We start from the raw sequence: 24,351 nt of genomic DNA on the forward strand, positions 1-24,351 counted from the left end.
CAGCACGCTCAGGGGCGCAGGACGAGCATGATCGCGAGGGCGATCATGACGAGCGCGATCGCGACGTCGAGGATGCGCCAGGCCACGGGCTTCGCGAAGACCCCGCGGAGCAACCGAGCGCCGTACCCCAGAGCGGTGAACCACAGGATGCTCCCGAGGACCGCGCCGGCGGCGAACCACCACCGCCCCACCTCCCCGTGCGTGTTCGCGATCGAGCCGAGGAGGAGGACGGTGTCGAGGTACACGTGGGGGTTCAGCCAGGTGAGGCCGACCACGGTGAGCACCGCCGCCCTGAGTGAGAGGCCGTTGCCACCGCGGTCGGCGGCGAGACCGGACGGGGCGAGCGCACGGCGTGCGGCCAGCAGTCCGTAGCCGAGTAGGAAGGCCGCGCCGGCCCAACGGAGGACGACGAGGACCACGGGGAACCGCTCCACGACGAAGCCGATGCCGCTGACACCGGCGATGATGAGCACCGCGTCGGAGAGTGCGCACACGAGGACGACCGGCAGGACGTGCTCGCGCCGGATGCCCTGCCGGAGGACGAAGGCGTTCTGGGCGCCGATGGCCACGATGAGTGAGAGGCCGAGGCCGAGGCCCGCGATCGCGGCCTGCAGTGCAGAGGTCATGCTCCGACCGTAAGAGGCGCAGCATGATGAATCCAGTTCAATATTCTGATGAATCGTAAGATCCTCTTATGATGGATTTCCACTTCGATCAACTGCGGGCCTTCGTCGCCGCCGTCGATCACGGCACCTTCGAGTCGGCCGCCCGAGAACTGATGGTCACGCCGTCGGCGATCAGTCAACGCATCAAGGCCCTCGAGCAGAGCGTCGGACGGGTCCTCCTGCTCCGGACCAAACCGATCACCATCACGGCGTCAGGTGAGATCGTGCTTCGCCTCGGCCGCGCGGTGCACCTGCTCGGTCACGACGCGGCGCTCGAGTTGCACGCCGACGACCCGCTCACGCCGGCCACCCCGGCGGTGATCCCGATCGTCGTGAACGCCGACTCCCTCGCCACCTGGCTGCTGCCCGTGCTGGCGGACGTCGCAGCACGGGAGTCGATCGTCTTCGACCTCGCTCGCGAGGACCAGGACCATTCGACCGACCTCCTCCGTGCGGGCAGCGTCATGGCCGCGGTCACGTCGAACGCCGAGCCGGTCCAGGGCTGTACGGTGCGGCCTCTCGGCCGGATGCGTTACCGACCGATGGCGGCACCCCCGTTCGCGACACGCTGGTTCGAGGACGGGGCGACCGCTCAGGCGCTCACCGCAGCGCCCGTCGTCGTGTTCGACCGGAAGGACGATCTCCAGGACGCCTACCTCCGACGACGTGGTGTCGACCCCGCCGACCCGCCGCGACACCATGTTCCGGCCTCGGCGGACTTCGCGACCGCCGTCGGCCTCGGTCTCGGCTGGGGCATGCTCCCGGACGCGCAGTCCGACGCGCCGCTGCGCCGGGGCGAGCTCGTCGTGCTCGACGACACGGGCGGCGTCGACGTCCCGCTGTTCTGGCAGCAGTGGCGACTCCACTCCCGGCTGCTCGAGCTCGTCACGACGGCGGTGGTCGACGCGGCCCGATCCACGCTGCACTGAACGACTGCCGAGAGGTCCCGGAGAAGGTGCACCGGGCACGCACGACGGTGCAAGGATGGAGCAATGGATATCGCGTACACAGCAGTTGCCCATGCCACCGGAGGCGGACGAGACGGACACGTCCGCAGTGAGGACGACCTCCTCGACTTCGACACCCGTCCCCCGAAGGAACTCGGCGGCAGCGGCGAGGGCACCAACCCCGAGCAGTTGTTCGCCGCCGGCTTCGCCGCGTGCTTCCTCAGCGCCCTCCACGCCGTCGGGCGCACCGCGAAGCTCGACACGAAGGACGCCGAGGTGTCGGCGAGCGTCGGCATCGGATCGAACGGTGAGGGCGGTTTCGGCCTGGCCGTCGAGCTCGACGTCTACGTGCCGAACGTGACGCACGATGAAGCCCAGCAGCTGGCCGACCAGGCGCACCAGGTGTGCCCCTACTCGAACGCCACACGCGGCAACATCGACGTGACGGTGTCGATCGTCGACTGACGAAGCTCCCGCCCGCAAGGGCTGTCGATCGTCGTGTCCGCCGGTTACGCTGGCGGGCACGACGATCGAGAGGAAGCATCATGTCTGATTTCGGGGCGGTCGAAGGCATCCGTGACGAGGGCGCGGCAGCCATGCTGCCGGGGCTCCCGGATGCCGTGGTCGAGGACGAGGAGCTGGATGACGACGCGCCCGCCGAGGACGCAGCAGACGAATCCGGTACGGGTCTCGCCGGCTCAGGGACCTGACGCGGAGATCGCGCTCAGCGCAACATCGACGCGGCGATGACGCCGACGATGCCGAGTTGCAGCGCGAGCACGATGCCGATCGTGATGAAGAGCGTGCTCCAGAGGACGATGTTCCCCAGGAGGACGCCCACGAAGGCCCCGAACCGTCCGCGGGGTCGAGCCGTCGACCGCGCCACCTGAAGCCGCTCGGTCTGCGCGACTCGGGGCGTGGACAGGGTGAAGAGATTCGGGCTGGTGTCCAGGTGCGTGGTCATGCCACCAGTGTCCGTCGACACCCGGGGGCGGCACATCGGACGCCGGGGCGATCATCGCCCCCGTGGCGTCATCCTCTGAGCTGATCCTCCTCCGCCCGTGGAACCGTCGACCGTCCGCCGATCGGCGTGCCGGTCACACCTGCGTGAGTCGGATCCCCCAGGACAGCGACCACCGCTCGTCGGGCTCCAACCACCGGAGTCCGGTCCCGCTGTTCAGTGCATCGGCGGGGGCCGTCATGGGCTCGATGGCGATGGCCTGCGTCGGTCCGTCTGCCGCTGGGAAGTTCTTCGGCGTGTAGACCTGGACGAATCGGAAGTCGTCGTCCGCCCAGAGCTCGACGGTGTCGCCGTCCGGTGCGGTGATTCGGTGTCGGACGGCACCGTCGACCTGCTGGACCGAACCCAGGCCGACGTCGATCGAGAGGTCGCCCACGCGAGCACCCGAGCGCAGGTCGTACGGGGTCCCGTCGACGGGACGGGAGACGACCGGGATGCGCTGCTCGTCCGTCTCGAACCAGGTGTCGGCGGCCACCGTCACGGTGAGGTCGGCGGTCGGCACGTCGCCGAGCGCCAGGTAGGGGTGAGCGCCGACGGCGACCGGCGCGGGGCGACTCGACCGGTTCACGATGGTGTGGGTCACCCGCAGGCCGTCATCGTCCACCGTGTAGGCGACCGAGGTGTCCAGGCGGAACGGGTAGCCGTGCTGCGGGAACACCGAGGCGAGCAGGGTCACCGCGTGATCGGTGTGATCCCCCGCCCGGTATCCCGTGTTGCGCAGGAGACCATGGGAGGCGTTCCCGGTCGCTGCCTCGGTGACGTCGAGCTGCTGCGGTTCACCGTCGAGCGTCCACCGGGCATCCCGGACGCGGTTGGGCCACGGCACGAGCACCATCCCGCACCCCATCGGGGCGACGACGTCCTCACCGAAGGACTGCACGAGGGTGCGTCCGCCGACCGTCAGTTCGCGCAGTCCGGCGGCGAGTTCGGTGACCGTCGCTCGGACCTCGCCCTGCGGACCGGTGCGGTGAAGACGGTACTGGGTTCCAGAGGCAGCGGGCATGCCGCCAAGCCTACGACGGACGTCCGCCAGGCGGGGTGGAGCCGCGTGAGGCCGTCCACCGGTGGACGGCGTCGGCGATCCGGATCAGCCCGAGTTCGAGCTCGGCGAAGCCGGAGCTCAAGGGTGCGACCCCGATGCGGAGACCGTCCGGGTGCCGGAAGTCGGGGATCACGCCCGCATTCCAGAGCAGCGGGGTGATCTCGCGGAACGACGGGTGACCGAGCGTCACATGGCCACCGCGACGCGCCGCGTCACGAGGGGTCATCACCCTGACACCGGAGCCCGCGAGGTGCTCATCGGCCCAGGAGATCGCGAACGCGGTGAGCGCCACGGACTTCGCCCGGATGGCGGCGACACCGGCGGACTCGATGAGCGTCAGCGAGTCCTCGAGCGGCAGCATGCCGACGATCGGTGGTGTCCCGCTGAGGAACCGGCGCATCCCGACGGCCGGCTGATAGGCGTCGGCCATGGCGAAGACGTCGGCGGCGCCCATCCACCCCTGGATGGGCTGGAGGAGCCGGTCCTGATGGCGCGCCGCGACGTAGGCGAACGCAGGGGCACCGGGCCCGCCGCCGAGGTACTTGTAGGAGCAGCCCACCGCGAGGTCCACGCCCCACTCGTCGAGCTCGATCGGGACCGCACCGGCGGAGTGGCACAGGTCCCAGAGGACGAGTGCTCCCGCCTGATGGGCGATCGCGGTCAGCTCCTCGACGTCGAGCAGGGCTCCGGACCGGTAGTCGACCTGGCTGAGCACGACGAGTGCGGTCTGCTCGTGGACCACCTCGCGCAGCTGGTGCGCGGCGACACCGTGGACCGGGTCGGCGTCGATCCAACGGACGCGCAGACCGCGTTCAGCGGCGATCCCCTCGATCACGAAGCGGTCGGTCGGGAAGTTCCCCGCATCGATCACGAGCTCGTCGCGCCCAGCGGCCCCTCCGGCGGAGGACATCGCGTCGACCGCCGCGCGGATCAGCTTGTACAGCAGCACGGTCGTCGAATCGGCGACGACCGTCTGGCCGGGTGCGGCACCGAGCACGACCGATCCCAGGCGGTCGCCGAGCGTCAGCGGCAGCTCGAACCAGCGGTCGTCCCACGAGCGGATGAGCCTCGTCCCCCATTCCTCCGCGATGAACGACTGCAGCCGCTCCGCCGTGGCCCGCAACGGCCGCCCCAGTGAGTTCCCGTCGAGGTAGGCGATGACGCCCTCGGCCGGGACGAACGCCGCGCGGTGTTCCGCGAGCGGGTCGGCCACGTCGAGGACGCGTGCGTCCTGGCGGGCGGACGTGGTGGGGGCTGGGGCGTCGACCATCCTGCGACGGTAACCGCCACCGGTGCGCGCCGCAAGGAAGCGGACGGGACCCGGCTTGCTAGCGTTGCCGCATGCCAACCCTCCTGCACCTCGACTCCTCCGCCGATCTCGACACCTCCCGGTCCCGCCGGCTCTCGCAGGCCGTCGTGGACGCCTGGTCGACCTCCGACCCCACCGGCGTCGTCGTCCGTCGCGACCTGCACCTGGATCCGCTCCCCCACCTCGCCGACGCGAGTCTCCACTGGGCGCCGGCCGACCGCCGCCCCGGTACGAACCCGCCCGCCGAGGCCGAGACGCTCCAGCGCGTCCTGCTCGACGAGCTGCTCGGCGCCGACATCGTCGTGATCGGCGCGCCGCTCTACAACTTCTCGATCCCATCGTCGCTCAAGGCGTGGATCGACCACATCCACGTGCCTGGTGTCACCTCCGCGGACACGGGAGCGCTCACCGGCCGGCCGGTCGTCATCGCCACCAGCCGTGGGATCGCCTACGACGCGGGCAGCCCGACCGAGGGTTGGGATCACGAGGTGCCGGCGCTGCGGACGTTGTTCGGCGGAGCGCCGGCATGGACGTCCACGTCATCACGACGAGTCTGACCCTCGCCGACCGTGATCCGGCGCTCGCAGCGCAGCTCGAACGGAGCGAGCAGGAGTTCGCCGAGGCCCTCCGGCTGGCGTCCGAGACGGGACTGCGGCTGGCCGTCTCGACGGCCTGAACGCCGAGACGACGGGCGGACGACGGATCCGACCCGTCTGATCCGGGCAGTGCTCCGAACTCCTGTCGAGCCACGATCAGGGAGAAGCACATGCCATCGAAGCATCAGACCGGCACCACGCGGAGCGGACGACGTCTCGTCTGGTTCGCGGCAGCACTGTCCGGAATCGTCGCAGCAGCGGTGTTCCTCGCGATCGCCGAGCTGGCGGCGCTGTTGTTCGCCCGAGGCAGCAGTCCTCTCCTCACCGTCGGATCGTTCGTCATCGACATCGTCCCGCGGTGGGCGAAGGAGTTCGCGATCGAGACCTTCGGTGGCAACGACAAGATCTTCCTCCTCGTGAGCCTCGGGGTCGCCGTCGTGATCGCCGCGGCGATCGCCGGGGTCCTGCAGCAGATCCGTCCACCGCTCGGTGTCGTGGTCCTCATCGCGGCCGGCGTCTTCGCCGGTGCGACGACCGTCACCCGTGCCGGTGCCACCCCGCTCGCCGTCGTCCCCGTGATCCTCGGTCTGGCGGCCGGTGTCGTGATCCTCGTCCTCCTGAGTCGTCGCCTGCCGAAGCGGGCCACGAACGGCTCGGACGACGAGCGCGCGGCGTTCGACCGCCGAGGCTTCTTCCGCGTGGCCGGCATCGCGGCGGCCGGTGCCGTCGTCGTCGGCGTGGGCGCACGCCTCGTGAACGTCACCACCTCGTCGATCACGGCCGTCCGCGACGCCCTCAAGCTCCCGGCGCCGAAGTCGACCGTCACGATCCCCGACGGAGCCGAGGCGGACGTCGACGGCCTCAGCCCGCTCTTCACGCCGAACGACAAGTTCTACCGCGTCGACACCGCGCTGACCGTGCCGACGGTCGACCCGGCCACCTGGACGCTCACGATCGACGGCATGGTCGGCGAGCAGGTGCAGATCACCTTCGAGGAGCTCCTCGCCATGGGTCTCGACGAATACGTCATCACGATGACCTGCGTCTCGAACGAGGTGGGCGGCAACCTCCTGGGCAACGCAAAGTGGCTCGGTATCCCCGTGCGTGACGTCCTCAAGCGGGCGATGCCCGACTCGAAGGCCGACATGGTCCTGTCTACGAGCGTCGACGGCTTCACGGCGAGCACGCCGATCGAGTCGCTCACCGACCCGAACCTGGACGCGATCCTCGCCGTGGCGATGAACGGCGAGCCGCTGCCGCTCGAGCACGGTTTCCCCGTTCGCATGGTCGTCCCTGGCCTCTACGGCTACGTGTCGGCGACGAAGTGGCTGACGAAGCTGACGGTCACGACCTTCGAGAAGGACGAGGCCTACTGGACCCCGCGCGGCTACGACGCGAAGGCGCCCATCAAACTCTCCTCGCGGATCGACACGCCCCGGATCGACAAGCAGGTGCCGGCGGGTCCTGCCAAGATCGCGGGCGTCGCCTGGGCGCAGACCGTCGGAATCGCCAAGGTCGAGGTCAGCATCGACAACGGCGACTGGCAGAGCGTCAACCTCACGACCGCCATCAACGACGACACCTGGGTGCAGTGGTGGATGGACTGGGAGGCGACCGCCGGCACGCACTACGTCGCCGTCCGCGCGACCGACAAGGCCGGGAACCTCCAGATCGAGGAGCAGGCGCCGATCGCTCCCAACGGATCCTCCGGCTGGCAGCGGACGCTCGTCCGCGTCGGCTGACCGACCCGCGGCTGACCGGTGCCGGTCAGCCCTGGGTGTCGACCGGCTGCAGCTGGGCGATCTTCGGTTCGCGGCCGTCACCGGAGGAGCGTCCGGTCAGGCGGCGCCCGATCCAGGGCAGCACGTGCTCGCGGTAGTAGGCCGCGGTGCGACGTTGACGCGGACCGGGCGGCGCCGCAGCGACGTCGTCGATCCCCCACTCCTCCGGGACCGGCACGTCGAGCGCCGTCAGCACGTTGCTCGCCACCCGGGCATGGCCGAGGGCGTTGAGGTGCAGGCGGTCCACCGACCAGTACCGGAGGTCGGCGAGCGTCCGATCGGCCCAGTTGTCGACGAAGGTCACCCCGTCACGCGGATACCGTACCCGCACGGCCTGGGCCAGCTGCTCGCCGCGGCGGGCGAGGAGCGATCCCATCGGGATGTGAGCGGAAGGGTTCGCCCCGCTCAACAGCAGCACGTGGGCTCCCCCGGCACGTAGACGATCGACCGCACCGTCCAAGCGGTCGGCGACGCCGTCGATCGACACCCGCGGGCGCATGATGTCGTTGCCGCCGCCGTTGAAGCTGACGAGGTCCGGACCCATCGCGATCGCTCGGTCGAGTTGTTCGTCGAGGATCGGCAGGAGCTTCCGCCCGCGGATGGCGAGGTTCGCGTAGCTGACGGTCTCCGTGGACGCCCGGGCGAGGCCGAGGGCCACGAAGTCGGCCCACCCGCGAAGGGTGCCGTCCTCCCGGAGATCCCCGTAGCCCTCACTGAAGCTGTCGCCGATGGCCACGTACCGTCTGAACCCGTGCTGCGTCATACCTGCACTGTACGCGCGACCGGAAGCCGTCTCCGACCGGTCCGCTCAGGCCGGACGGGACTCCCCGTCCGCGGCCGGTCGCCAACCGAGGGCGGGCCCGAGCGCGCCGGCGATGTCGGTGAGCAGCTGCGTGTAGTCGTCCGGTTCGAGCGTGAACGGGAGCGCGAAGGCGACCTCGTCGACCTCCTGGAATCCCGCGTGCTCGTGCAGCCGCTCCGCGATCTCCGCACTGCTGCCGACGAGGTCCTCCGCGAAGAGCATCCGCCGCGGCCCATGGGCGACGCCGACGCGGTGCCGTCTCGAGTCGACGTACTCGTGGTACCGTGCTCGCTGGGACGCCGTCGCGGAGTCCGTCGGGATGACCACGAGCCCCTGCGACACGCGGGCCCGCTCACCCGCCGGGTGGAGTTCTCGGAACCGACGCACCTGGGCGGCCTGGTTCGCGGCGAAGTCCGTCGTGCCGTCCTCGGCGGCGATGACGCTGCTCGTGAGCAGGTTGAAGAACTGTTCACCGGCCCAACCGGCCGACCGCAGGCTGCCGGCTCCGTACCAGAGCCGCTCTGCCAGACCGTCGGCATGCGGCTCGACCCGTGAGGAGTAGTCCTCCTGGCCCTCACGACCGGCGGTGTCGCTGACGACGTCACCGCGGATGAAGGAGCGGAGGCGCAGGACGCGGTCGTAGCCGAGGTCCTCCTGGTCGAGCGTCGACGGATAGATCGCGTGCTTGAACGCGTCGAAGCGCATCGGCTCCCCGGTGCTGAAGCCGGGAAGCAGCCTGCCGCCCGAGAGGACGTCGACCGTGCCCAGGTCCTCCGCGAGCCGGAAGGGGTTCTCCGCGCCGAGCGGTGTGACCGCGGTACCGAGCGCGATGCGCTTCGTGCGCTGCGTCGCCGCCGCGAGGACGGCGACCGGCGAGGAGATGCCGAACTGCAGGTGCCGGTGCCGCAGCCAGGCGCTGTCGAACCCCAGGCGTTCACCGAGCTCGATGAGCTGCAAGGTCGCCTCGTGCCCGGCCGCCGGCTCCTCGGGGTCGAACAGGCCCATCGTGAGGAACCCGAGTCTGCGGAGCGGTGCTGAGGATCTGGCCATGCATCGACTCTACGACGCCGTTCCGACGCGACGACGCCGCAGGAGCTGGACGTGCCCGCGCCGCGGGTGTCAGCTCGGCGAGCCGGCCAGCACGGTGAACATGGCGCCGATGCTTCCGAGGATGAAGAGCATCGTTCCGAGCTGCATGGTCAGCGACTTGTTCCGGGACGCCGTCGGGACGTCCACCTCCAGGATCGGACAGCCGGACCAACCCAGCAGACCGATGCTCAAACCCACGATGACCGAGCAGCACCACCAGACCACGCGGAGTCCCTCGGCGAGGACCGCCGGTCGCCAACCTGAGCTGAGGAGGAGCCCGAGGACGATCGCGGTGCTCCCGACCGCGACGCCGAACCAGACGGTTCCGGTGCGCATGATGCGCTGGACGTTGTTCTCGGGTGACATGAGGTCCTGTGACACGTGGTGCGGCTTTCTCGAGGTTCCGATTCCTGACGCGGGCCGCGGCCGGCCGTCATGGTCGCTCGCAGCCCCGAACAGGAGCATAGACCCGGTCGCGAGGCGCGACTCCCGTTCGACGGGGGCTTGCGCCGACGAGGGTCGCGACACAGACGAAGCCGATCGAGGATCCGTGACGGATCACGCAGACGGCGCCCGGGCCACCCACCGTGCCAGCGTCGCGAGCAGCGCACGGTGCTCCGCCGAGGCGTAGGACCGCTCGTCGTGTCCGAGTGCGTCGACGGCGACGCGCGAGGGCCCCACCTCGCGGACCCACACCGCAGGGAACCGCTCGCCGTCGACGTCGTGCTCGGCGACGGTGGTGCTCCGACCGACGGGTTGCAGCCGCAGGTACTGTTCGTCGTCCACCGGGATGTCGCCGAGCGCTCCGCCGTCGGGCGATGCCAGGCCGCGGACGACGGTCGGGCCCATCGGCGGATGCCAGGACACGCCGGGCAGCCACAGCGCTCCGATCGTCGGCGCCCAGTCCGGGTAGTCGCGGAGTGAGGCGAGCGCCGCATGCATCGCGAGGACACCGATCCCCCGACCGAGTGCCTCCGCGAAGCCGTCGATCGCGGCCGCGGGCGCTCGGCCCTGGTCCTCGGACCGCCACGGGTCGCCGGCGTTGACCACCACGAGCTCCGCGCCCTCGAGTCGCGTCATCGCACGGTCGACGTCCTCGTCGATCTCGACCGCGAAGCCGGCCGTCTCCAGGACCTCCGCGATGAGCGGGCTCGTCTGCGCGTACGGGTGCCACGGATCCGCGTACCGACCGCTCCCCGATGCGATGAGTGCTTTCACGGTTCCCCCTCGTCCGATCCGTCGGCGCCGGTCGATTGTGTCCGCGGCCGACGCCTCTCCAGGGTACGGGGCCTCCCCCGACGGCGGGGTCGCCGGTCGATTGTGTCCGCGCATGTCGTCGTCACCTGCGCCCGCCCCGGTGCCGACCGTAGAGTGCCTGTCACCGACGCCGGGGCGTCGACGACGGCCGAGCTGACGGAGAGGACGAGGCGATGCACGAGCGGGACCGAGGGGGCTTCAGCACCCGACAGCTGCACGCCGGTGGTGCACCCGATGCGCCGCTCCAGCCACGGGCTCTGCCGATCTACGCGAGTGCCGGGTTCGTGTTCACGGACTTCGACGAGGCGGAGCGGCGGTTCGGACCGGACCCTGGTGGATACAGTTACAGCCGGGTCGGCAATCCGACGATCGACGCCGTCGAGCGCCGTCTCGCCGCGTTGGAGGGTGGTGTGGACGCGCTGCTCCTCGGCTCCGGACAGGCGGCCGTCGGCGTCGCCCTGCTCTCCCTGCTCGAGGCCGGCGACCATCTGCTCACCGCGCCGAGTCTGTACGAGGGCTCGCGCAGCCTCTTCACGGAGAACTTCGGCCGGTTGGGGATCACCACGAGCGAGGTCGCCGATCCGCTCGACGCCGACGCCTGGGCACGTGCCATCCGACCGGAGACACGCGCGATCTTCGTCGAGTCCATTCCGAACCCCCGCAACGACCTCACGGACCTCCGTCTCGTCGCCGACCTGGCCCATGCGCACGGGGTCCCGCTCGTCGTCGACAACACCTTCGCCACGCCCTACCTCCTGCGTCCCATCGAGCACGGCGCCGACATCGTCGTCCACTCGGCCAGCAAGTTCCTGGCGGGCCACGGCACCGTGCTGGGCGGGGTCGTCGTCGACGGCGGCACGTTCGACTGGACCGCTCGCGCAGACCGCTACCGACACCTCACCTCGCCGCTCGCCGCGCTCGGCGGGCTCAGCCACGTCGAGGCGGACGGGCGTGCCGCTCTCGCCGCCTACGCACGGGCATCGGTCGCGCTGCGTCTCGGCCCGACGCCGTCGCCGTTCAACGCGTTCCTCATCGCACAAGGCATCGAGACGCTGTCACTCCGCGTCCAACGGCAGAGCGAGAACGCCCTCGCCCTCGCGACGTGGCTGACAGGACGGACGGAAGTGGCCTCGGTCGACTACTCGGGACTCAGTGACAGTCCGTTCCGAGGCCTGGCGGACCGGTACCTGCCGCATGGACAGGGATCGGTGTTCTCGTTCACCCTGCACGGCGGACGGGACGCAGCGCGGACGGTCATCGACCACGTCGGCCTGTTCACGCGGATGACGAACCTCGGCGACGTCCGGTCACTGATCCTCCACCCGGCCTCGACCACGCACGCCCAGCGTTCGGCCGAGCAGCTCGCGGCGAGCGGCATCGGCCAAGGACTCGTGCGGATCTCCGTCGGCATCGAAGACGTCGCCGACCTCATCGCTGACCTCGCCTCGGCGTTCGACGCGCTCCCCGTCCGGGAACCGTCGACGAGCACCGGCGCCAGCGTCACGGCGGATGTGGCGGTCGCCGCATGAGCGCCCGGCAACGCTTCGGCTGGTTCCTGTCACGTGGGTTCGGTCCGCATGGTTGGGGGCATCCGTACCTCGACTGGGACTACCGCTGGCAGGAACCCGCCCTCTACCAGCAGGCCGCGCGCGAGCTCGAGCAGGCGGGCCTGGACCTCCTGATCATCGAGGACGCCCTCTCGCTGGGGAACCCCGAGACGCTCGACCTCCGCATCCGCGGCGCCTACGGCGGGCCGAAGCACGACCCGCTGAGCCTCGCCCCGTTCCTCTTCGCAGTGACGGAGCGCATCGGCATCATCCCGACGGTGAACCCGTTGCAACTGCCGCCGTACCAGGCGGCACGGCAGTTCGCGACCCTGCAGCACCTCAGTCGCGGACGGTTCGGGGTGAACGTGGTCACCGACGTCGGCAGCAGCCGTCACTTCGGTGAGCCGGTCGTGCCGCACGACGTCGCCTACGAGCGGGCGGAGGAGTGGCTCGACGGCGTGCGCGCGCTCTGGCGGAGCTGGCGACCCGGCGCGTACGTGGGCGACACCGCCTCCGGACGCTTCGCCGACGGCCGCCACCTCGACCGCGTCGAGCATCGCGGCGCACACTACGACTTCGACGGGCCGCTCAACGCCCTCCCCTTCGACGATGACTCCGGTGGCGAGCCCGTCATCGTGTCGCCGGGCTCCTCGCCGCGAGGGCTCGCCTTCACCGGGCGACAGTCGGACGTCCAGCTCGCCCTCGCACCGCTCGACATCGCGAGCCTCCGTGCGTACCGGAGACGGGTCCTCGACGCGTCGGCTGCCGTCGGTCGGGACACCCCTCCCGCGATCCTGTTCGTGTTCAAGCCCGTCATCGTGTCGAGCAGTGCCGAGGCCGACCGTCTCGTCGCCGCCTCGGAACAGCCGGACGATGAGACGCTGCGCTCCGTCGCACTCGCGTGGTCGAGCGACCTCGAGACGGACCTCACGGCGCTCGACCTCGACCGACCGGTGGACCCGGCCGTCTTCGGCGACCACGTGTCGCGCGGCAGTCTCGACGCGTTGCGCGGACCGTACGAGTCCTTCGCAGCGGCGACGCTCCGGGAGCTGCTCGTGCCCAAGGCACGCCTCGGGCGGATCACCGACGGCAGTGGTGTCGTCGGCACGGCGGCTGAGGTGGCCGACCACATCGAACGCGCCGGGAGTGAGGCGGACAACGACGGGTTCATCTTCTCGGGCGACCTCCATCCGGTGACGGTGCACCGCATGCTCGACGAACTCGTGCCGATCCTCCGACGCCGCGGGATCCTTCAGCGTCCGAAGGTCGACGCACCGCACGGACTCCGGAGCTCGTTGCAGGCCCCCTGAAGGATCGCGTCGTCAGCGGCTCGTGTTCAGGGCTGCTCGTGGTTCTGGCAGGTCCAACTCCCCGCGGGCGACGAGCGAACGGACGGACTCGAGGACCGCCTCCGTCGAGGTGTAGGCGGGCTCGTATCCGAGCAGCGACCGTGCCTTGTCGATCGACGCGCAGTGGCTCCGTACCAGGTGCTCCCAGGTGGTGTCGGCGTGCTCCGTCGGTGTCTCGGCTCGGAAGTGCTCCCAAGTCACCGACTCGAGCTCGGCCGAGCGTCCGAACCAGCCGGCGACGACGTCGGCGTAGCCGCGGACGGTCACCGCGGCGGCCGAGGTCACGTTGAGGTCCTCGCCGGCGACACGGTCTCGGTTCGCGACGGCGAGCTCGAACGCCTGCGCGACGTCGTCGGCGTGCACGTGGTGCAGCAGCTCGGCACCGAGTCCGGGGATGCGCAGCGGTGAACCGAGTGCGAGGGTCCGCCAGACCCCGGGGTCGAGGTTGCCCAACGGGTTGATGGGCGCCCACCCGGGTCCGACGATGTGCCCGGGATGCAGGGAGGTCGTCACCAGTCCTCCGTCGGCGGTCTCCTGCTGCAGCAGCCGGGCGATCTGGTCCTTCTGGACGCCGTAGTCGCCGAACGGCGCCGTCCCGGAGCCCTCGACGATGGGGACGGACGCGCTGGGACCGTAGCGCCAGATCGATCCGCAGTGGAGCAGCTGACCCGTGTTGCCGCGCAGTCCCTCGACGAGCGCCGTCGCCGAGGCGACCGTGAAGCAGACCAGATCGATGACGACGTCCGGGCCGAGGTCCGCGATGCGTCGCGCGAAGACACCGTCCCGGTCCTCAGCCTCCCGATCGGCCCGGATCCGCTCGACCTGGTCCCACTCGGGCGCGTCCGTGTACGGCGAACGATCGCCGCGGCTCACGCTCACGACCTCGTGGCCGGCCCGGACGAGTCGCGGGACGAGGAAGGTGCCGATGTGGCCGGTCCCGCCGATGACGACGATGCGCATGGTGTTCCTCCGTTCGCGCACGACGACGGCTTCGACGGGTGCGCTCTCCGGGAACGCTAATGGACCGGACCGTCCGACGCACGCCCTTGCGGGAGGCGACGGTGTGACCCGCTAGTCGTCGGAGGGACGTCGCCGTTGCTGCTTGGTGGCGCTCCGCTGCTGTTTCGCGGCGAGGTGGCGTCGCGCCGATCCGCGGGTCGGACGCGTGGGCCGGCGCGTCGGCGCCGGCGGCGCGAGAGCCGACCTGATGCGTGTCGCCAGCGCTTCGAGTGCGAGTTCGCGGTTCCGGAGCTGCGATCGCTCGCGGGAGACGGTCACGGTGATGGCTCCGCCGACCAGCCGGGCGCCGAGCCGCTCGAGCAGTCGGTCGCGCTGCTCATCGGTGAGGACGGCCGACTCGCCCACACTCCACGTCAATTGGACACGGCTGTCGGAGGTGTTGACGTGCTGTCCGCCCGGGCCGGACGACCGGGAGAAACGCCACTGCAGTTCGGCTGCCGGGATCATCAGTCCGGGCGACACCTCGAGGTCCATGGGGCAAGCGTCTCACGAACCCGCGGCACAGCTCGCGTCCACCGCTGGTTCCGAGCCGGTGCCTCCTATCCTTGACGCTGTGAACGATGCACCAGCCGAACGCGGACGTCGACGCGCAGCCGTCATCGTCAATCCCTCCAAGGTCGACATCACGGTCCTCCGCTCGGTGGTCGCAGCCGCGGAGTCGACGCACGGACTGGCACCCTCCACCTGGCATGAGACGAGCGCCGACGACGACGGCCGGGGAGCGTCCGCGTCCGCGATCGCCTCGGCACCCTCGGTCATCCTGGTCGCGGGAGGCGATGGGACACTGCGGGTCGCCGCCGAGGCCATCGCGTCGACCGGCATCCCCCTCGGGCTGGTCCCGGCCGGAACGGGGAACCTCTTCGCCCGAGCGCTCGGCCTGCCGTTGGGCGACCTCAAGCGGTCGGTCGACATCGCCTGTTCAGGGCGTGACCAGGTGGTCGACGTCGGCCAGGTCAGTCTCGGGCGCAGCGACGGCACGAACCGGGACGAGGTCTTCCTCGTCATGGCCGGCATCGGCCTCGACGCGCACATGGCAGGCCACACCAATGAGCGGCTGAAGCGACGGATCGGCTGGCTCGCCTACTCCGATCCGATCGCGCGGAGCATCATCGGGAACCGGCAGTTCGACCTGCACTATCGACTCGACGACCGCCCGGAGGCGGCCGCCCGAGCGCACACGATCATCGTCGGCAACTCCGGCACGCTCACCGGTGGTGTCCTGCTGCTCCCCGAGGCGGTCGTGGACGACGGCCTGCTCGATGCCGTCATGCTGCGCCCTGGCAAGGGCCCGGGTTGGGGGAACATCGGCTACCGCCTGACGTTCAACCGGATGCTGCACCGCACGCGGTTCGGTCGGCTGGTCGGTCGACTCTCGCCGAAGGCACGCGCGATCAGCTACGCACAGGCGCGGACGATGCACCTCCGACTCGAGGAGCCGCAGGAGATCCAACTGGACGGCGACTCGCACGGTTCGGTGATCTCGGTCTCGCTGAGGAACCTGCACCACGCCCTGAGCGTCCGGGTTCCGAGCGGCCCGGCTGCGCGCCCCGGCGGGCGCTGACCACCGGCTACGACGCCGCGTCGGTGGGAGCGGCCTCGGAGTCGATCGACGCCGCGAGCCGGTCGATCCGCTCGAGGGCTCGGTCGAACACGGGGACCAGTTCCCACAGGCGCGGCTCATCGGCGCGGACCTCCTCGAGTGAGCCGTGTGCGCTTCGGACCGAGCCGAGATCGAAGCTGACGTTGGTCCGCGCTCCCGTGATCGCGGCGCGGAGTGCACCGATCGCCACCGCCACGTCGGCGATCAGCGCCGGGTTGCCGTGCTCGGTGAGCCAGGCGAGATCGTCGATCGCGTCGACGGCATGCTCGCCCAGGCGTGCCGAGGCCGCGGCCGCCTCGATGGACGCACCACGGATCGCCTCGTCGCGTTCGACGCCGGCCGGCAGACGGAAGGCACTGCCGAACGCTCGCGAGGCGTGGGCGTCCTCGTCGGCCAGACGCAGTGCCAGCTCGGAGCGCGCCTCGGCGCGCGTGCGGAGTGCGGCGATCGTCGCTTCGGCCTCGGCCTCGGACCCGTTCTCGTCCTGCCCGTTCGCGACCTCGGGGGCGTGCGTGGCTCGGGTGTAGCCGGCGACCATCGCGGTGAGGCCGGCGGCGATCGCCAGCATGAGTCCGGATGCGGCCCCGCCGCCGGGGTTCCCGGTCGCCGTGCCGAGCGCCTGCATCCACGTCGACACGCTCGAGTGCTCCGTCGACACCTCGTCGGTGTCCGATGATCCCGTCATGGCGACCATTCTCCCGCGTCCGCGTCCGCGTCCGCGTCAGCTCGAGGCGCGGACGATGAGTTCGGTCGGGAACTCCGCGCGGTCCCCCGGGTCCGTCCCGGGCTCCGCCTCGAGGACGAGCTGGACCGCACGCGCGGCCATCGCGCGCATCGGCTGTCGCACGGTCGTCATCGGCGGCGGCATCAACCTGGACTGCGGGAGATCGTCGAAGCCGACGACCCGGATGTCGTCGGGGATGCGGAGCTGTAGCTCTTCAGCGGCGCGGTAGACGCCGTAGGCCATCTCGTCGTTGCAGCTGAAGACGCCGATCGGGAGCCCGCCCTGCCTGAGCAGCTTGCGCACGGAGACGAACGCACTCTCCGAGGACCAGGGCGACGAGATCTCCTCGACCGTCGCCCCGTCGGCGTGCCGTTCGACCGCCGCTCGGAAACCGGCCTCCCTCGCACGGCCGAACCGGTACTTCGGCCGGCCGGTGATGATGAGGAACCGACGTGTCCCCCGCCGGGCGAGATGCCGACCCGCGTCGAAGCCGCCCTGCCAGTCGGTGGACCCGACGCTCGGCAGACTCCGCGCCGGCTCCGCACGCGGATCGAGGAGCGCGACGGGGATGTTGGCCGAGGCGAGGATGTCGAGCTGGGAGACGTTGGGACGGATGAGGCACACGACGACACCGGCAGATCCCCGCGCACGTGCCCGACTGGGCCAGTCGTCGACCATCGACTCGCTCTCGGGCGTGAGCACCAGGTCGTAGTTCGCCGCAGCGGCCGCCCGCCGCACACTCGTCACGACCGTGTTCGCCCAGGGGTCGTCCCACTGACTCATCGCCAGGTCGAGCAGGCGCGGGACCGAGCGAGGTCGGCCGCGACGTTGTGCTGCGCGGTCGTAGCCGAGGTCGTGCGCTGCAGCGAGGATGCGGTCACGGGTGTCCGGGGATGCATGGCGCTTCCCGGCGAGCACCCGGGAGACGAGCGACACCGAGCACCCGGACCTCGCGGCTACGTCCGCGAGCGTCACGCTGAGGTCGTCCTGCTCCGGCGTCGTCGTCATGGCTCCATGGTCCCGCATCCCGGGGTGCTGCGCGTGCCCACCCCGGTGGTCAGACTCCCTCGGCGGTCAGCACGCGGAGCTCGGTGCACCGCGGGGTCTCGCGATCCGGCTGCGCGACGAGCGCGAACCGCCGGACACCCCACCCGGCGCTGGTGGGCGTCAGCGGGTACTCCGCCCACTCCAGGTCGTCGTCTCGCCCGCCCTCCTGCGGAGCGACCGGCGTGCCGTCGATCTCCAGGGTGAGACCGTGGCCCGCCGGGTCGTGCAGCCAGGTCACTCTGACGACCCGGCCGAGGAGATGCGGGTCGACGAGCGTCACGGACAGACGCTTGGCCGTGCTCCGCCAGCGGACACCACCCACCGCGCCGCTGGCGCTGGCCACCCCCTCGAACGCGTGATCCGCCTCCGGCTGCTGCTCGCCCAGCGCGACCCGGTCGACCGTCCGTCCGTCGATGCTCGCGGCGCGTCGGTCCCGTTCGACCAAGGCGGTGCGGCGCCGAGCGACGGCGTCCTCGTCCGCCGTCGACGCCACGGGGAACGTGACGGTGTACCGCGCGTCGTGCAGGCCTGCGAACGGTTCCAACGGGATCGGTCCTCGGTCGGAGTCGATCCGGAGTCGCCCGCCGGCGTCCCGGTAGGGCACAGCCGACCGCGGGACGATCGGTGCCGAGGCGAGCGGGGTGAGCGGGCCGACGGCGGTGTGCGGGGCGTGGGCGCGGCCGGCCAGCACCACGTCGGTCGGCAGCGACTCGCCACGGGCGGCCAGGACGGACGGACCCCAGAGGAGCGACGTCCAGTCCGAGCCGTCCGGGTACGGTTCCGCACGACCGCTCATGCGGAGCTCGAACGACACGGTGTCGCCGTCGCTCCACTCACGATCCACGACGAAGTGGCCGCGTTCGAGTCCGGCGGTCACCGGAGCGCGGTTGACGAACACCTCGGGTGTCGGAACACTCCACCCGGGGACTCGGACGCGGAGCCGGAACCGCCGCGGACCGGTGAGCCCGAGGGTGAGTCCGACCACGCCGTCGGAGGGGAAGGCCGTGCGTTGCTCCAGCTCGAGACCGAGTTCCGGGATCCGCACGACGGAGGGCGCGAAGAGCTCGACCGACAGCGTGTCGTCGTCGAACCGGTACAGCGACTCACCGTGTTTCGCGTGGCTCTCCAGGCCGGTCCCGACGCAGCACCAGAAACTGTGCTCCGGCGAGGAGTAGACGCGGTAGTGGTCGGGTCGCATCGAGGTGAAGTAGACGAGCCCGCCGTGCTCGGGGTGCTGCGATGACAGGAGGTGGTTGAAGAGGATCCGTTCGAGCGCGTCGGTGATCGCCGGGTGGGACTCGTCGGCACTGAGCCGTCGGCCCAGCTTGATCAGGTTGTAGCTGTTGCAGGTCTCCGGGCCCTCGCGGTCCTCGGTCATCGGGGTGAAGTCGTCGACGGCGTGGAAGTGCTCCCGGACACTGTTGCCGCCGATCGCGACCGTGCGCCGCGTCAGGATCGTCTCCCAGGCGAACCGCGCCGCACCGGAGAGGGCTGCATCACCATTCCGCGCGGCGAGCGCGGCGAAGCCGACGAACTGCGGGATGCGGGTGTTGGCGTGCAGGCCGGTCAGTTCATCGGACCGGCGCGACAGCGGTTCGCTGAGGGCGGTCGACGTGAAGCGGGCGGCCATCGCGAGATGGCGGGGGTCGCCCGTGAGGTCGAAGAGGTCGACGTACGCCTCGTTCATTCCGCCGATCTCGGTCTCGAGCATGAGCTGGAAGTGCTCGTCGTCGATCCCTGCGGCGAGCTCCTCCCACCACGTGGCGAGGCGCAGGACGACATCGCGCGCCACCTGACTCCCGGTCAGGCGGGCAGCATCGATGAGACCGGCGTACAGCTTGTGCAGGTTGTACCAGGGCACCCAGCGGCCGGCGCGGAAGGTCGACTCGGTGATCCCCGCTGCGACCTCGGCCCAGAGTTCGGCACTCCGAGGGACACCACCGACGTATCCGGTCCCCAGATGATCCTGTGCTCGGGCCAGTTCGGCGACCGTGTACTCCAGTCGAGAGCGCAGGACGTCGTCTCCCGTGGAGGCGACCATCAGGGAGCAGGCCGAGAGGTAGTGCCCGGCGGTGTGGCCGTCGAGTCCGCGCACCTCCCAGTCGTCGTAGGACGCCGCCCGGGGCTCCAGGCCCGCCTCACGGAGGAACGGGGCGAGCAGACGATCGGGCTCGAGGGCTCGCAGGTAGGCGCGGTCGGCCTCCTGCGCCTGGAACAGGGGCCCACCCGTGAGGGTGACCTGGGAGATCGGGACGAACGGCATGGTCAGGCCTTCCTCGCGACCGCGTCGACACGCCGCCAGTCCACGCGGAGCTCGCGCGGCCCGACCAGCTCCCGCCTGCTGCCGGTCACCTCGATCGTGTGGGTGAGCGGACGCTCGAGTGCCGACAGCCCGGCGGACAGGACGTACGTCCCCGGTTCGATCACCCGACGGCCGTCGACTCCGGTGAAGGACAAGCGATCGGCCGACACCGAGAAACGCACCGTGGCCGACGTCCCGGCAGCGACCGTGAGGCGCGCGAATGCGAGCAGCTCGACCGAGGGACGCACGACGGAGGCGACCGGATCCGTGCCGTAGAGCTGGATCACCTCGACGGCGTCCTCCACACCCACGTTCTCGACCGTCACATCGACGAGGACCTCGCCGTCGACGGCGAGCTCCGCTGCACTCGTGAGCGATCGGTAGCGGACGTCCCCGGCGGTGATGCCGTGACCGAACGGGAAGAGCGGCGTGGGGTCGAGCACGCTGATCCCGCGGGACGCCAGACCGAGCGGCGGCTGCAGGTACGTGCCCGGCATGGCCGGCGAGCGAGGGATCTGCACCGGGAGCCGTCCGCTCGGCTGCACCCGGCCGGACAGCAGCCCCGCGACGGCCGCCGCGCCCTCCTGACCGGGGAAGAACGCCTGGACCAGTGCATCGGCCCGGTCGTAGTCCCCCAGTGCGTAGGGTCGCCCGGACAGCACGGTCAGGACGACGGGCGTCCCGGTCGCGAGGACGGCGAGCACGAGGTCGTGCTGGCCCCCGGGGAGGCGCAGGTCCTCGGCGTCACAGCCTTCTCCCGAAGTACCATCGCCGAACAGGCCCGCGATGTCGCCCACGGCCAGCACGACGACGTCGGCTGAACGGGCGGCCTCGACGGCGGCCGGAACGTCCTCCTGACCGGTCTCGGTGATGCTGCATCCCGGTTCGACGACGATGTCAGCCGCGGGGAACTCGGTACGCACCGCGTCCATGATCGTCGGGATGGTGATGCCGAGATCGTGCCCGGGGTGCTTCGACAGCACGTGGTTGGGGAACGCGTAGCAGCCCACGAGACTGCGGAACTGGTCGGCCGCCGGCCCGATCACGGCGATGCGCGCGGGGGTCTGGAGTGGGAGGACGGCGCGGTTCCGGAGGAGGACGACCGACTCCTCGGCCAGACGCGTCGCGATGGCGCGGTTGCGGGGGCCGTCGAGATCGGTCGATGCGGCGTGCTCCGGCACGAGCGGACCCCCGTCGAGCAGGCCGAGCTCGATCTTCTGCCGCAGGTGCCGGAGCACGGCCCGGTCGACCAGCCGCTCGTCGAGCGCCCCGTCCTGGACGAGCCCGACGAGGACGGCGCCGTAGCCGGCGGTCTCCGGGAGCTCGACGTCGATCCCGGCGGTGAGGGCGAGCGCGCCGGCTTCCGCCGCGTCGCTCGCGACATGGTGCATGGTCGCCAGGAACGGGATCGCCCAGTAGTCGGCGACGACGGTGCCGTCGAAACCCCAGTCGTCGCGCAGGATGCCGGTGAGCAATTCGACACTGGCACCGGCGGGGACGCCGTCGAGATCGGTGTAGGCGTTCATCACGCTTCGCGCTCCCCCGAGCCGGATCGCCGTCTCGAACGGCGGAAGCACGACGTCGGCGAGCTCGCGGCGCCCCATGCTCACCGGGGCGTGGTTCTTCGCGCCTCGGGACGCGGCGTAGCCGGCGAAGTGCTTGAGCGTCGCCACGACCCCGGACCGCTCGAGACCACGCACGTACGCGGCGCCGAGCTGGCCGACGAGGTAGGGGTCCTCTCCCAGCGTCTCCTCGACCCGGCCCCAGCGGTAGTCCCGGACGACGTCGAGGACCGGCGCGAGTCCCTGATGGACACCGACCGAACGGAGGTCGTCTCCGATCGCCTCAGCCATCCGCTCAACGAGCTCCTCGTCGAACGAGGCGGCCCAGGCGAGCGGCGTCGGGAAGGCGGTCGCACCGTACGCGGCGAACCCTGTCAGACACTCCTCGTGTGCGATCGCGGGGATGCCGAACCGGTTGCCGGCCACGACCTGCCGTTGCCGTTCCCGCAGGCGATCGACACCCTCGGCCACCGTCACCGGTTCGGTCCCGAAGATGCGCGTCAACTGCCCGAGGCCACCCGTGAAGTCGCCGGTGGGCGCCGATGTCGGCGCAGCCGGGTCGTCGGAGCCACCCACGCTCGGCGCGAAGTCGCCCGCCGTGTCGGTGAACCAGACCGAACCGAGCTGACCGACCTTCTCCTCGAGGGTCATCTGATCGAGGAGTGCTCGCGCCCGCTCGTCGGGTGACGCCCGTCGGTCGTTCCAGACGCCGCGGACGATGCCCGACGTGGTCGGCGTGACGCCGTCGTGTTGCAGGGTCATCCCTTGAACGCTCCGTCCATGATCCCCGTCACCATGCGCTTGCCGACGAAGATGAACGCGATGAGCAGCGGGATGGTGGCCAGGAACGACCCGGCCATCGCCAGGCCGAGGTCGATCGACCGCTGCGACTGCAGGGCCTTGATCGCGATCTGGACCGTGTACATCTCGGGCGACTTCAGGACGATGAACGGCCAGAGGAAGTCGTTCCACGATCCGACGAAGCCGAGCAGTCCCAGGACGAACGCCGCCGGTCGGATGACCGGGAAGACGATCCGCCAGAAGATCTGCCAGGTGTTGGCACCATCGAGTCTCGCCGCCTGGAGCAGCTCGTCGCTCACGGAACTCGAGATGTGCTGACGCATCCAGAAGATGCCGAACGCGCTCGCGAGGCCGGGGACGATGAGTGCCTGCAGGGTGTCCACCCAGTCGAGCGCGGAGATGATCAGGTACTGCGGGATCACGCTGAGCTGCGTCGGCACGGTCATGGTGAGGACCACGAGGATGAACAGCGCGTTGCGGCCGCGGAACTCCAGTTTCGCGAAGGCGAACCCGGCCAGGGCGCAGAGCAGGGCCGATCCGACGCCGATCGACAGCGCGACGATGAGACTGTTGATCATCGATTGGATGAACGGCACGGTCTCGAGCACGAGCCCCACGAGGTGGAACAGGTTGTCGCCCGGGTACAGCCGCGGTGGCAGGGTGGTCGCCGTCGCCGAGTCCGTGGTCGCGACGACGAACATGAAGTACAGCGGGAACATGCTCACGACGACGGCGCACACGAGGAGGACGTAGGTGTACCAGGGGATGCGACCGATCCGGCCGCCGTTCCGTTTCCGGCCGGCGGAGGTCGCGCTCGCCATCAGCTGGGTGGAGTTGAGCGTCTCGGACATCAGCGTCCTCCTCGGGTGCGGGTGGACAGGAAGAAGTTCAGCAGGGCGACGAGGACGACGATCACGAACAGCGCGACGCCGATCGCCGAGCCGTATCCGAACTCGAACTGACCGAAGCCCTGCTCGTAGAGGAACAGCGTGAGCGTCTGACACTGTCGTGCCGCACCGCAGGTGAGGCCGGTGGCCGGGTTCACCAGCAGTGGTTCGGTGAACACCTGGAGCCCGCCGATCGTCGAGGTGACGATCGTGAACACGATGATGGGACGCAACGACGGGATGGTGATGTAGACGAATTGCTTCCATCCACCGGCACCGTCGACGGCGGCCGCCTCGTACACGTCGCGAGGGATCGCCTGCAGTGCCGCCAGGTACAGCAGCGTCGTGTAGCCCGTCCACCGCCAGACGACCATGAGCGCGACGAGGAACCACGAGCCGACCTTGTCGTTGAGGAAGTCGACGTGGTCACCGCCGAAGAAGCTGATGAGGTAGTTGAAGAGCCCGTAGTCACGGTCGAACAGCTGGGCGAACACGATCGTGGTCGCGGCGACCGAGGTGATGTACGGCACGAGCATCGCCATCCGGAACCCGGTGGCGAAGCGCAGGCGGACGTGGTTCAGCAGATGGGCGAGGCCCAGGGCGATGACCAGCTGCGGCACCGTGGAGATGATGAAGATCGCGAAGGTGTTGAGCATCGCGTTCCAGAACCGTGGGTCGGCCGCGAGCCTGGTGAAGTTGTCGAAGCCGATGAAGGTCTGCTGACCGATCGGGTTCCAGTCGAAGAGGGACACCACGAAGGTGAACAGGAGCGGGATCAGGCCGAAGACGGCGAAGATCAGGAAGAACGGGGCGATGTAGACGTAGGGGGCGAAGCGTTCCGGCAGGGTGTTGCGGATCCGCGTCCCGATACCGGGTGGCGACTGCTTCGGCAGCAGCCGAGGTGGGGCGATGTGTGTGGTCACGATGATCCTTCAGGGGCGTTCCGGCGTGTTGCTCGGCCGGAACGCCCCGGGTCGGAGCGGACGGGTGGACGGGGCCGTCG

Annotated in this window: 25 protein-coding genes; 9 read left to right on the forward strand and 16 right to left on the reverse strand. The window is 70.2% G+C overall.

Annotated elements, in window-relative coordinates; all coding sequences use genetic code 11:
* Positions 1-8 precede the first annotated feature (8 nt).
* On the reverse strand, positions 9-626 hold the full coding sequence (locus ACQG07_RS18870) for a LysE/ArgO family amino acid transporter (protein WP_124769291.1): 618 nt from the start codon (positions 624-626) through the stop codon (positions 9-11).
* 71 nt (positions 627-697) lie between these two features.
* On the opposite strand from ACQG07_RS18870, the gene ACQG07_RS18875 reads away from it, so the two are divergent.
* The 3 genes from ACQG07_RS18875 (at position 698) to ACQG07_RS18885 (ending at position 2,322) form a co-directional block, all read left to right on the forward strand.
* The gene (locus ACQG07_RS18875; RefSeq protein ID WP_426739114.1) at positions 698-1,594 is read left to right on the forward strand and encodes a LysR family transcriptional regulator ArgP; all 897 of its coding nucleotides are present in this window, start codon (positions 698-700) and stop codon (positions 1,592-1,594) included.
* Between the two features lie 63 nt (positions 1,595-1,657).
* Positions 1,658-2,077 (forward strand): organic hydroperoxide resistance protein, encoded by a 420-nt coding sequence (locus tag ACQG07_RS18880; protein WP_064293757.1) that lies wholly within the window; start codon positions 1,658-1,660, stop codon positions 2,075-2,077.
* Positions 2,078-2,157: 80 nt separating this feature from the next.
* Positions 2,158-2,322 (forward strand): hypothetical protein, encoded by a 165-nt coding sequence (locus tag ACQG07_RS18885; RefSeq protein WP_164486944.1) that lies wholly within the window; start codon positions 2,158-2,160, stop codon positions 2,320-2,322.
* Positions 2,323-2,336: 14 nt separating this feature from the next.
* On the opposite strand, the gene ACQG07_RS18890 is transcribed toward ACQG07_RS18885, so the two are convergent.
* The 3 genes from ACQG07_RS18890 to ACQG07_RS18900 form a co-directional block, all read right to left on the reverse strand.
* Entirely contained in the window at positions 2,337-2,576 is a 240-nt protein-coding gene (locus ACQG07_RS18890) for a hypothetical protein (protein WP_124769288.1), read from the reverse strand.
* 133 nt (positions 2,577-2,709) lie between these two features.
* Entirely contained in the window at positions 2,710-3,636 is a 927-nt protein-coding gene (locus ACQG07_RS18895; protein WP_124769287.1) for an aldose 1-epimerase family protein, read from the reverse strand.
* Positions 3,637-3,646: 10 nt separating this feature from the next.
* Complete coding sequence (locus tag ACQG07_RS18900) at positions 3,647-4,945, reverse strand: kynureninase (protein WP_124769286.1); 1,299 nt, start codon at positions 4,943-4,945, stop codon at positions 3,647-3,649.
* Between the two features lie 71 nt (positions 4,946-5,016).
* Here ACQG07_RS18900 and ACQG07_RS18905 point away from each other — a divergent pair, with 71 nt between their 5' ends.
* From ACQG07_RS18905 to ACQG07_RS18915, 3 genes are all read left to right on the forward strand, one after another.
* A complete protein-coding gene (locus tag ACQG07_RS18905) occupies positions 5,017-5,541 on the forward strand; it encodes an FMN-dependent NADH-azoreductase (protein WP_426739115.1) in 525 nt (174 codons plus the stop codon).
* Positions 5,511-5,660 carry a hypothetical protein gene (locus ACQG07_RS18910; protein WP_426739116.1) on the forward strand — a complete coding sequence of 50 codons (150 nt, stop codon included), beginning with the start codon at positions 5,511-5,513 and terminating at the stop codon, positions 5,658-5,660. The genes ACQG07_RS18905 and ACQG07_RS18910 overlap by 31 nt, the downstream gene beginning before the upstream one ends.
* A gap of 90 nt (positions 5,661-5,750) precedes the next feature.
* Complete coding sequence (locus ACQG07_RS18915) at positions 5,751-7,322, forward strand: molybdopterin-dependent oxidoreductase (RefSeq protein ID WP_426739118.1); 1,572 nt, start codon at positions 5,751-5,753, stop codon at positions 7,320-7,322.
* A gap of 25 nt (positions 7,323-7,347) precedes the next feature.
* On the opposite strand, the gene ACQG07_RS18920 is transcribed toward ACQG07_RS18915, so the two are convergent.
* The 4 genes from ACQG07_RS18920 to ACQG07_RS18935 all read right to left on the reverse strand — a co-directional run bounded on the left by ACQG07_RS18920 (position 7,348) and on the right by ACQG07_RS18935 (position 10,470).
* The gene (locus ACQG07_RS18920; protein WP_426739119.1) at positions 7,348-8,124 is read right to left on the reverse strand and encodes an SGNH/GDSL hydrolase family protein; all 777 of its coding nucleotides are present in this window, start codon (positions 8,122-8,124) and stop codon (positions 7,348-7,350) included.
* Between the two features lie 45 nt (positions 8,125-8,169).
* Entirely contained in the window at positions 8,170-9,213 is a 1,044-nt protein-coding gene (locus ACQG07_RS18925; RefSeq protein WP_426739120.1) for an LLM class flavin-dependent oxidoreductase, read from the reverse strand.
* 69 nt (positions 9,214-9,282) lie between these two features.
* Positions 9,283-9,633 (reverse strand): hypothetical protein, encoded by a 351-nt coding sequence (locus ACQG07_RS18930; RefSeq protein ID WP_064293749.1) that lies wholly within the window; start codon positions 9,631-9,633, stop codon positions 9,283-9,285.
* A 177-nt stretch (positions 9,634-9,810) separates the two neighbouring features.
* Entirely contained in the window at positions 9,811-10,470 is a 660-nt protein-coding gene (locus tag ACQG07_RS18935) for a ThuA domain-containing protein (protein ID WP_426739121.1), read from the reverse strand.
* Between the two features lie 212 nt (positions 10,471-10,682).
* Here ACQG07_RS18935 and ACQG07_RS18940 point away from each other — a divergent pair, with 212 nt between their 5' ends.
* Both ACQG07_RS18940 and ACQG07_RS18945 read left to right on the forward strand, forming a co-directional pair.
* Positions 10,683-12,038 carry an O-acetylhomoserine aminocarboxypropyltransferase/cysteine synthase family protein gene (locus ACQG07_RS18940; RefSeq protein WP_426739122.1) on the forward strand — a complete coding sequence of 452 codons (1,356 nt, stop codon included), beginning with the start codon at positions 10,683-10,685 and terminating at the stop codon, positions 12,036-12,038.
* Positions 12,035-13,366, forward strand: a complete 1,332-nt coding sequence (locus ACQG07_RS18945; RefSeq protein ID WP_124769281.1) for an LLM class flavin-dependent oxidoreductase — start codon at positions 12,035-12,037, stop codon at positions 13,364-13,366. Before ACQG07_RS18940 ends, ACQG07_RS18945 begins: the two co-directional genes overlap by 4 nt.
* A 12-nt stretch (positions 13,367-13,378) precedes the next feature.
* Here ACQG07_RS18945 and ACQG07_RS18950 read toward each other — a convergent pair whose 3' ends face one another.
* Both ACQG07_RS18950 and arfB read right to left on the reverse strand, forming a co-directional pair.
* Positions 13,379-14,365, reverse strand: coding sequence for an NAD-dependent epimerase/dehydratase family protein (locus ACQG07_RS18950; protein WP_426739123.1), 987 nt, complete (start codon positions 14,363-14,365; stop codon positions 13,379-13,381).
* Between the two features lie 111 nt (positions 14,366-14,476).
* Entirely contained in the window at positions 14,477-14,899 is a 423-nt protein-coding gene (gene arfB, locus ACQG07_RS18955) for an alternative ribosome rescue aminoacyl-tRNA hydrolase ArfB (RefSeq protein ID WP_124769279.1), read from the reverse strand.
* Between the two features lie 79 nt (positions 14,900-14,978).
* Between arfB and ACQG07_RS18960 the strand changes: the two genes are divergently transcribed.
* Positions 14,979-15,986 (forward strand): diacylglycerol/lipid kinase family protein, encoded by a 1,008-nt coding sequence (locus ACQG07_RS18960; protein WP_426739124.1) that lies wholly within the window; start codon positions 14,979-14,981, stop codon positions 15,984-15,986.
* Positions 15,987-15,993: 7 nt separating this feature from the next.
* Here the strand turns inward: ACQG07_RS18960 and ACQG07_RS18965 are convergent, their stop codons facing one another.
* Genes ACQG07_RS18965 through ACQG07_RS18990 form a run of 6 tightly spaced genes read right to left on the reverse strand, consistent with a single transcriptional unit; the run spans position 15,994 to position 24,271 of the window.
* The gene (locus ACQG07_RS18965) at positions 15,994-16,710 is read right to left on the reverse strand and encodes a cyclodeaminase/cyclohydrolase family protein (protein WP_426739125.1); all 717 of its coding nucleotides are present in this window, start codon (positions 16,708-16,710) and stop codon (positions 15,994-15,996) included.
* A 36-nt stretch (positions 16,711-16,746) separates the two neighbouring features.
* Positions 16,747-17,757 (reverse strand): LacI family DNA-binding transcriptional regulator, encoded by a 1,011-nt coding sequence (locus ACQG07_RS18970; protein ID WP_192017997.1) that lies wholly within the window; start codon positions 17,755-17,757, stop codon positions 16,747-16,749.
* A gap of 49 nt (positions 17,758-17,806) precedes the next feature.
* Positions 17,807-20,059: a beta-L-arabinofuranosidase domain-containing protein gene (locus ACQG07_RS18975; RefSeq protein WP_426739126.1), complete on the reverse strand. Its 2,253-nt coding sequence runs from the start codon at positions 20,057-20,059 to the stop codon at positions 17,807-17,809.
* A 2-nt stretch (positions 20,060-20,061) separates the two neighbouring features.
* A complete protein-coding gene (locus tag ACQG07_RS18980; protein ID WP_426739127.1) occupies positions 20,062-22,422 on the reverse strand; it encodes a beta-glucosidase in 2,361 nt (786 codons plus the stop codon).
* A complete protein-coding gene (locus ACQG07_RS18985; protein ID WP_079002436.1) occupies positions 22,419-23,312 on the reverse strand; it encodes a carbohydrate ABC transporter permease in 894 nt (297 codons plus the stop codon). Before ACQG07_RS18985 ends, ACQG07_RS18980 begins: the two co-directional genes overlap by 4 nt.
* Positions 23,312-24,271 (reverse strand): carbohydrate ABC transporter permease, encoded by a 960-nt coding sequence (locus tag ACQG07_RS18990; protein ID WP_079705845.1) that lies wholly within the window; start codon positions 24,269-24,271, stop codon positions 23,312-23,314. The genes ACQG07_RS18985 and ACQG07_RS18990 overlap by 1 nt, the downstream gene beginning before the upstream one ends.
* Positions 24,272-24,351 lie beyond the last annotated feature (80 nt).

The sequence above is a fragment of the Plantibacter sp. 2H11-2 genome (genome assembly GCF_050031945.1).
GTDB lineage: Bacteria > Actinomycetota > Actinomycetes > Actinomycetales > Microbacteriaceae > Plantibacter > Plantibacter auratus.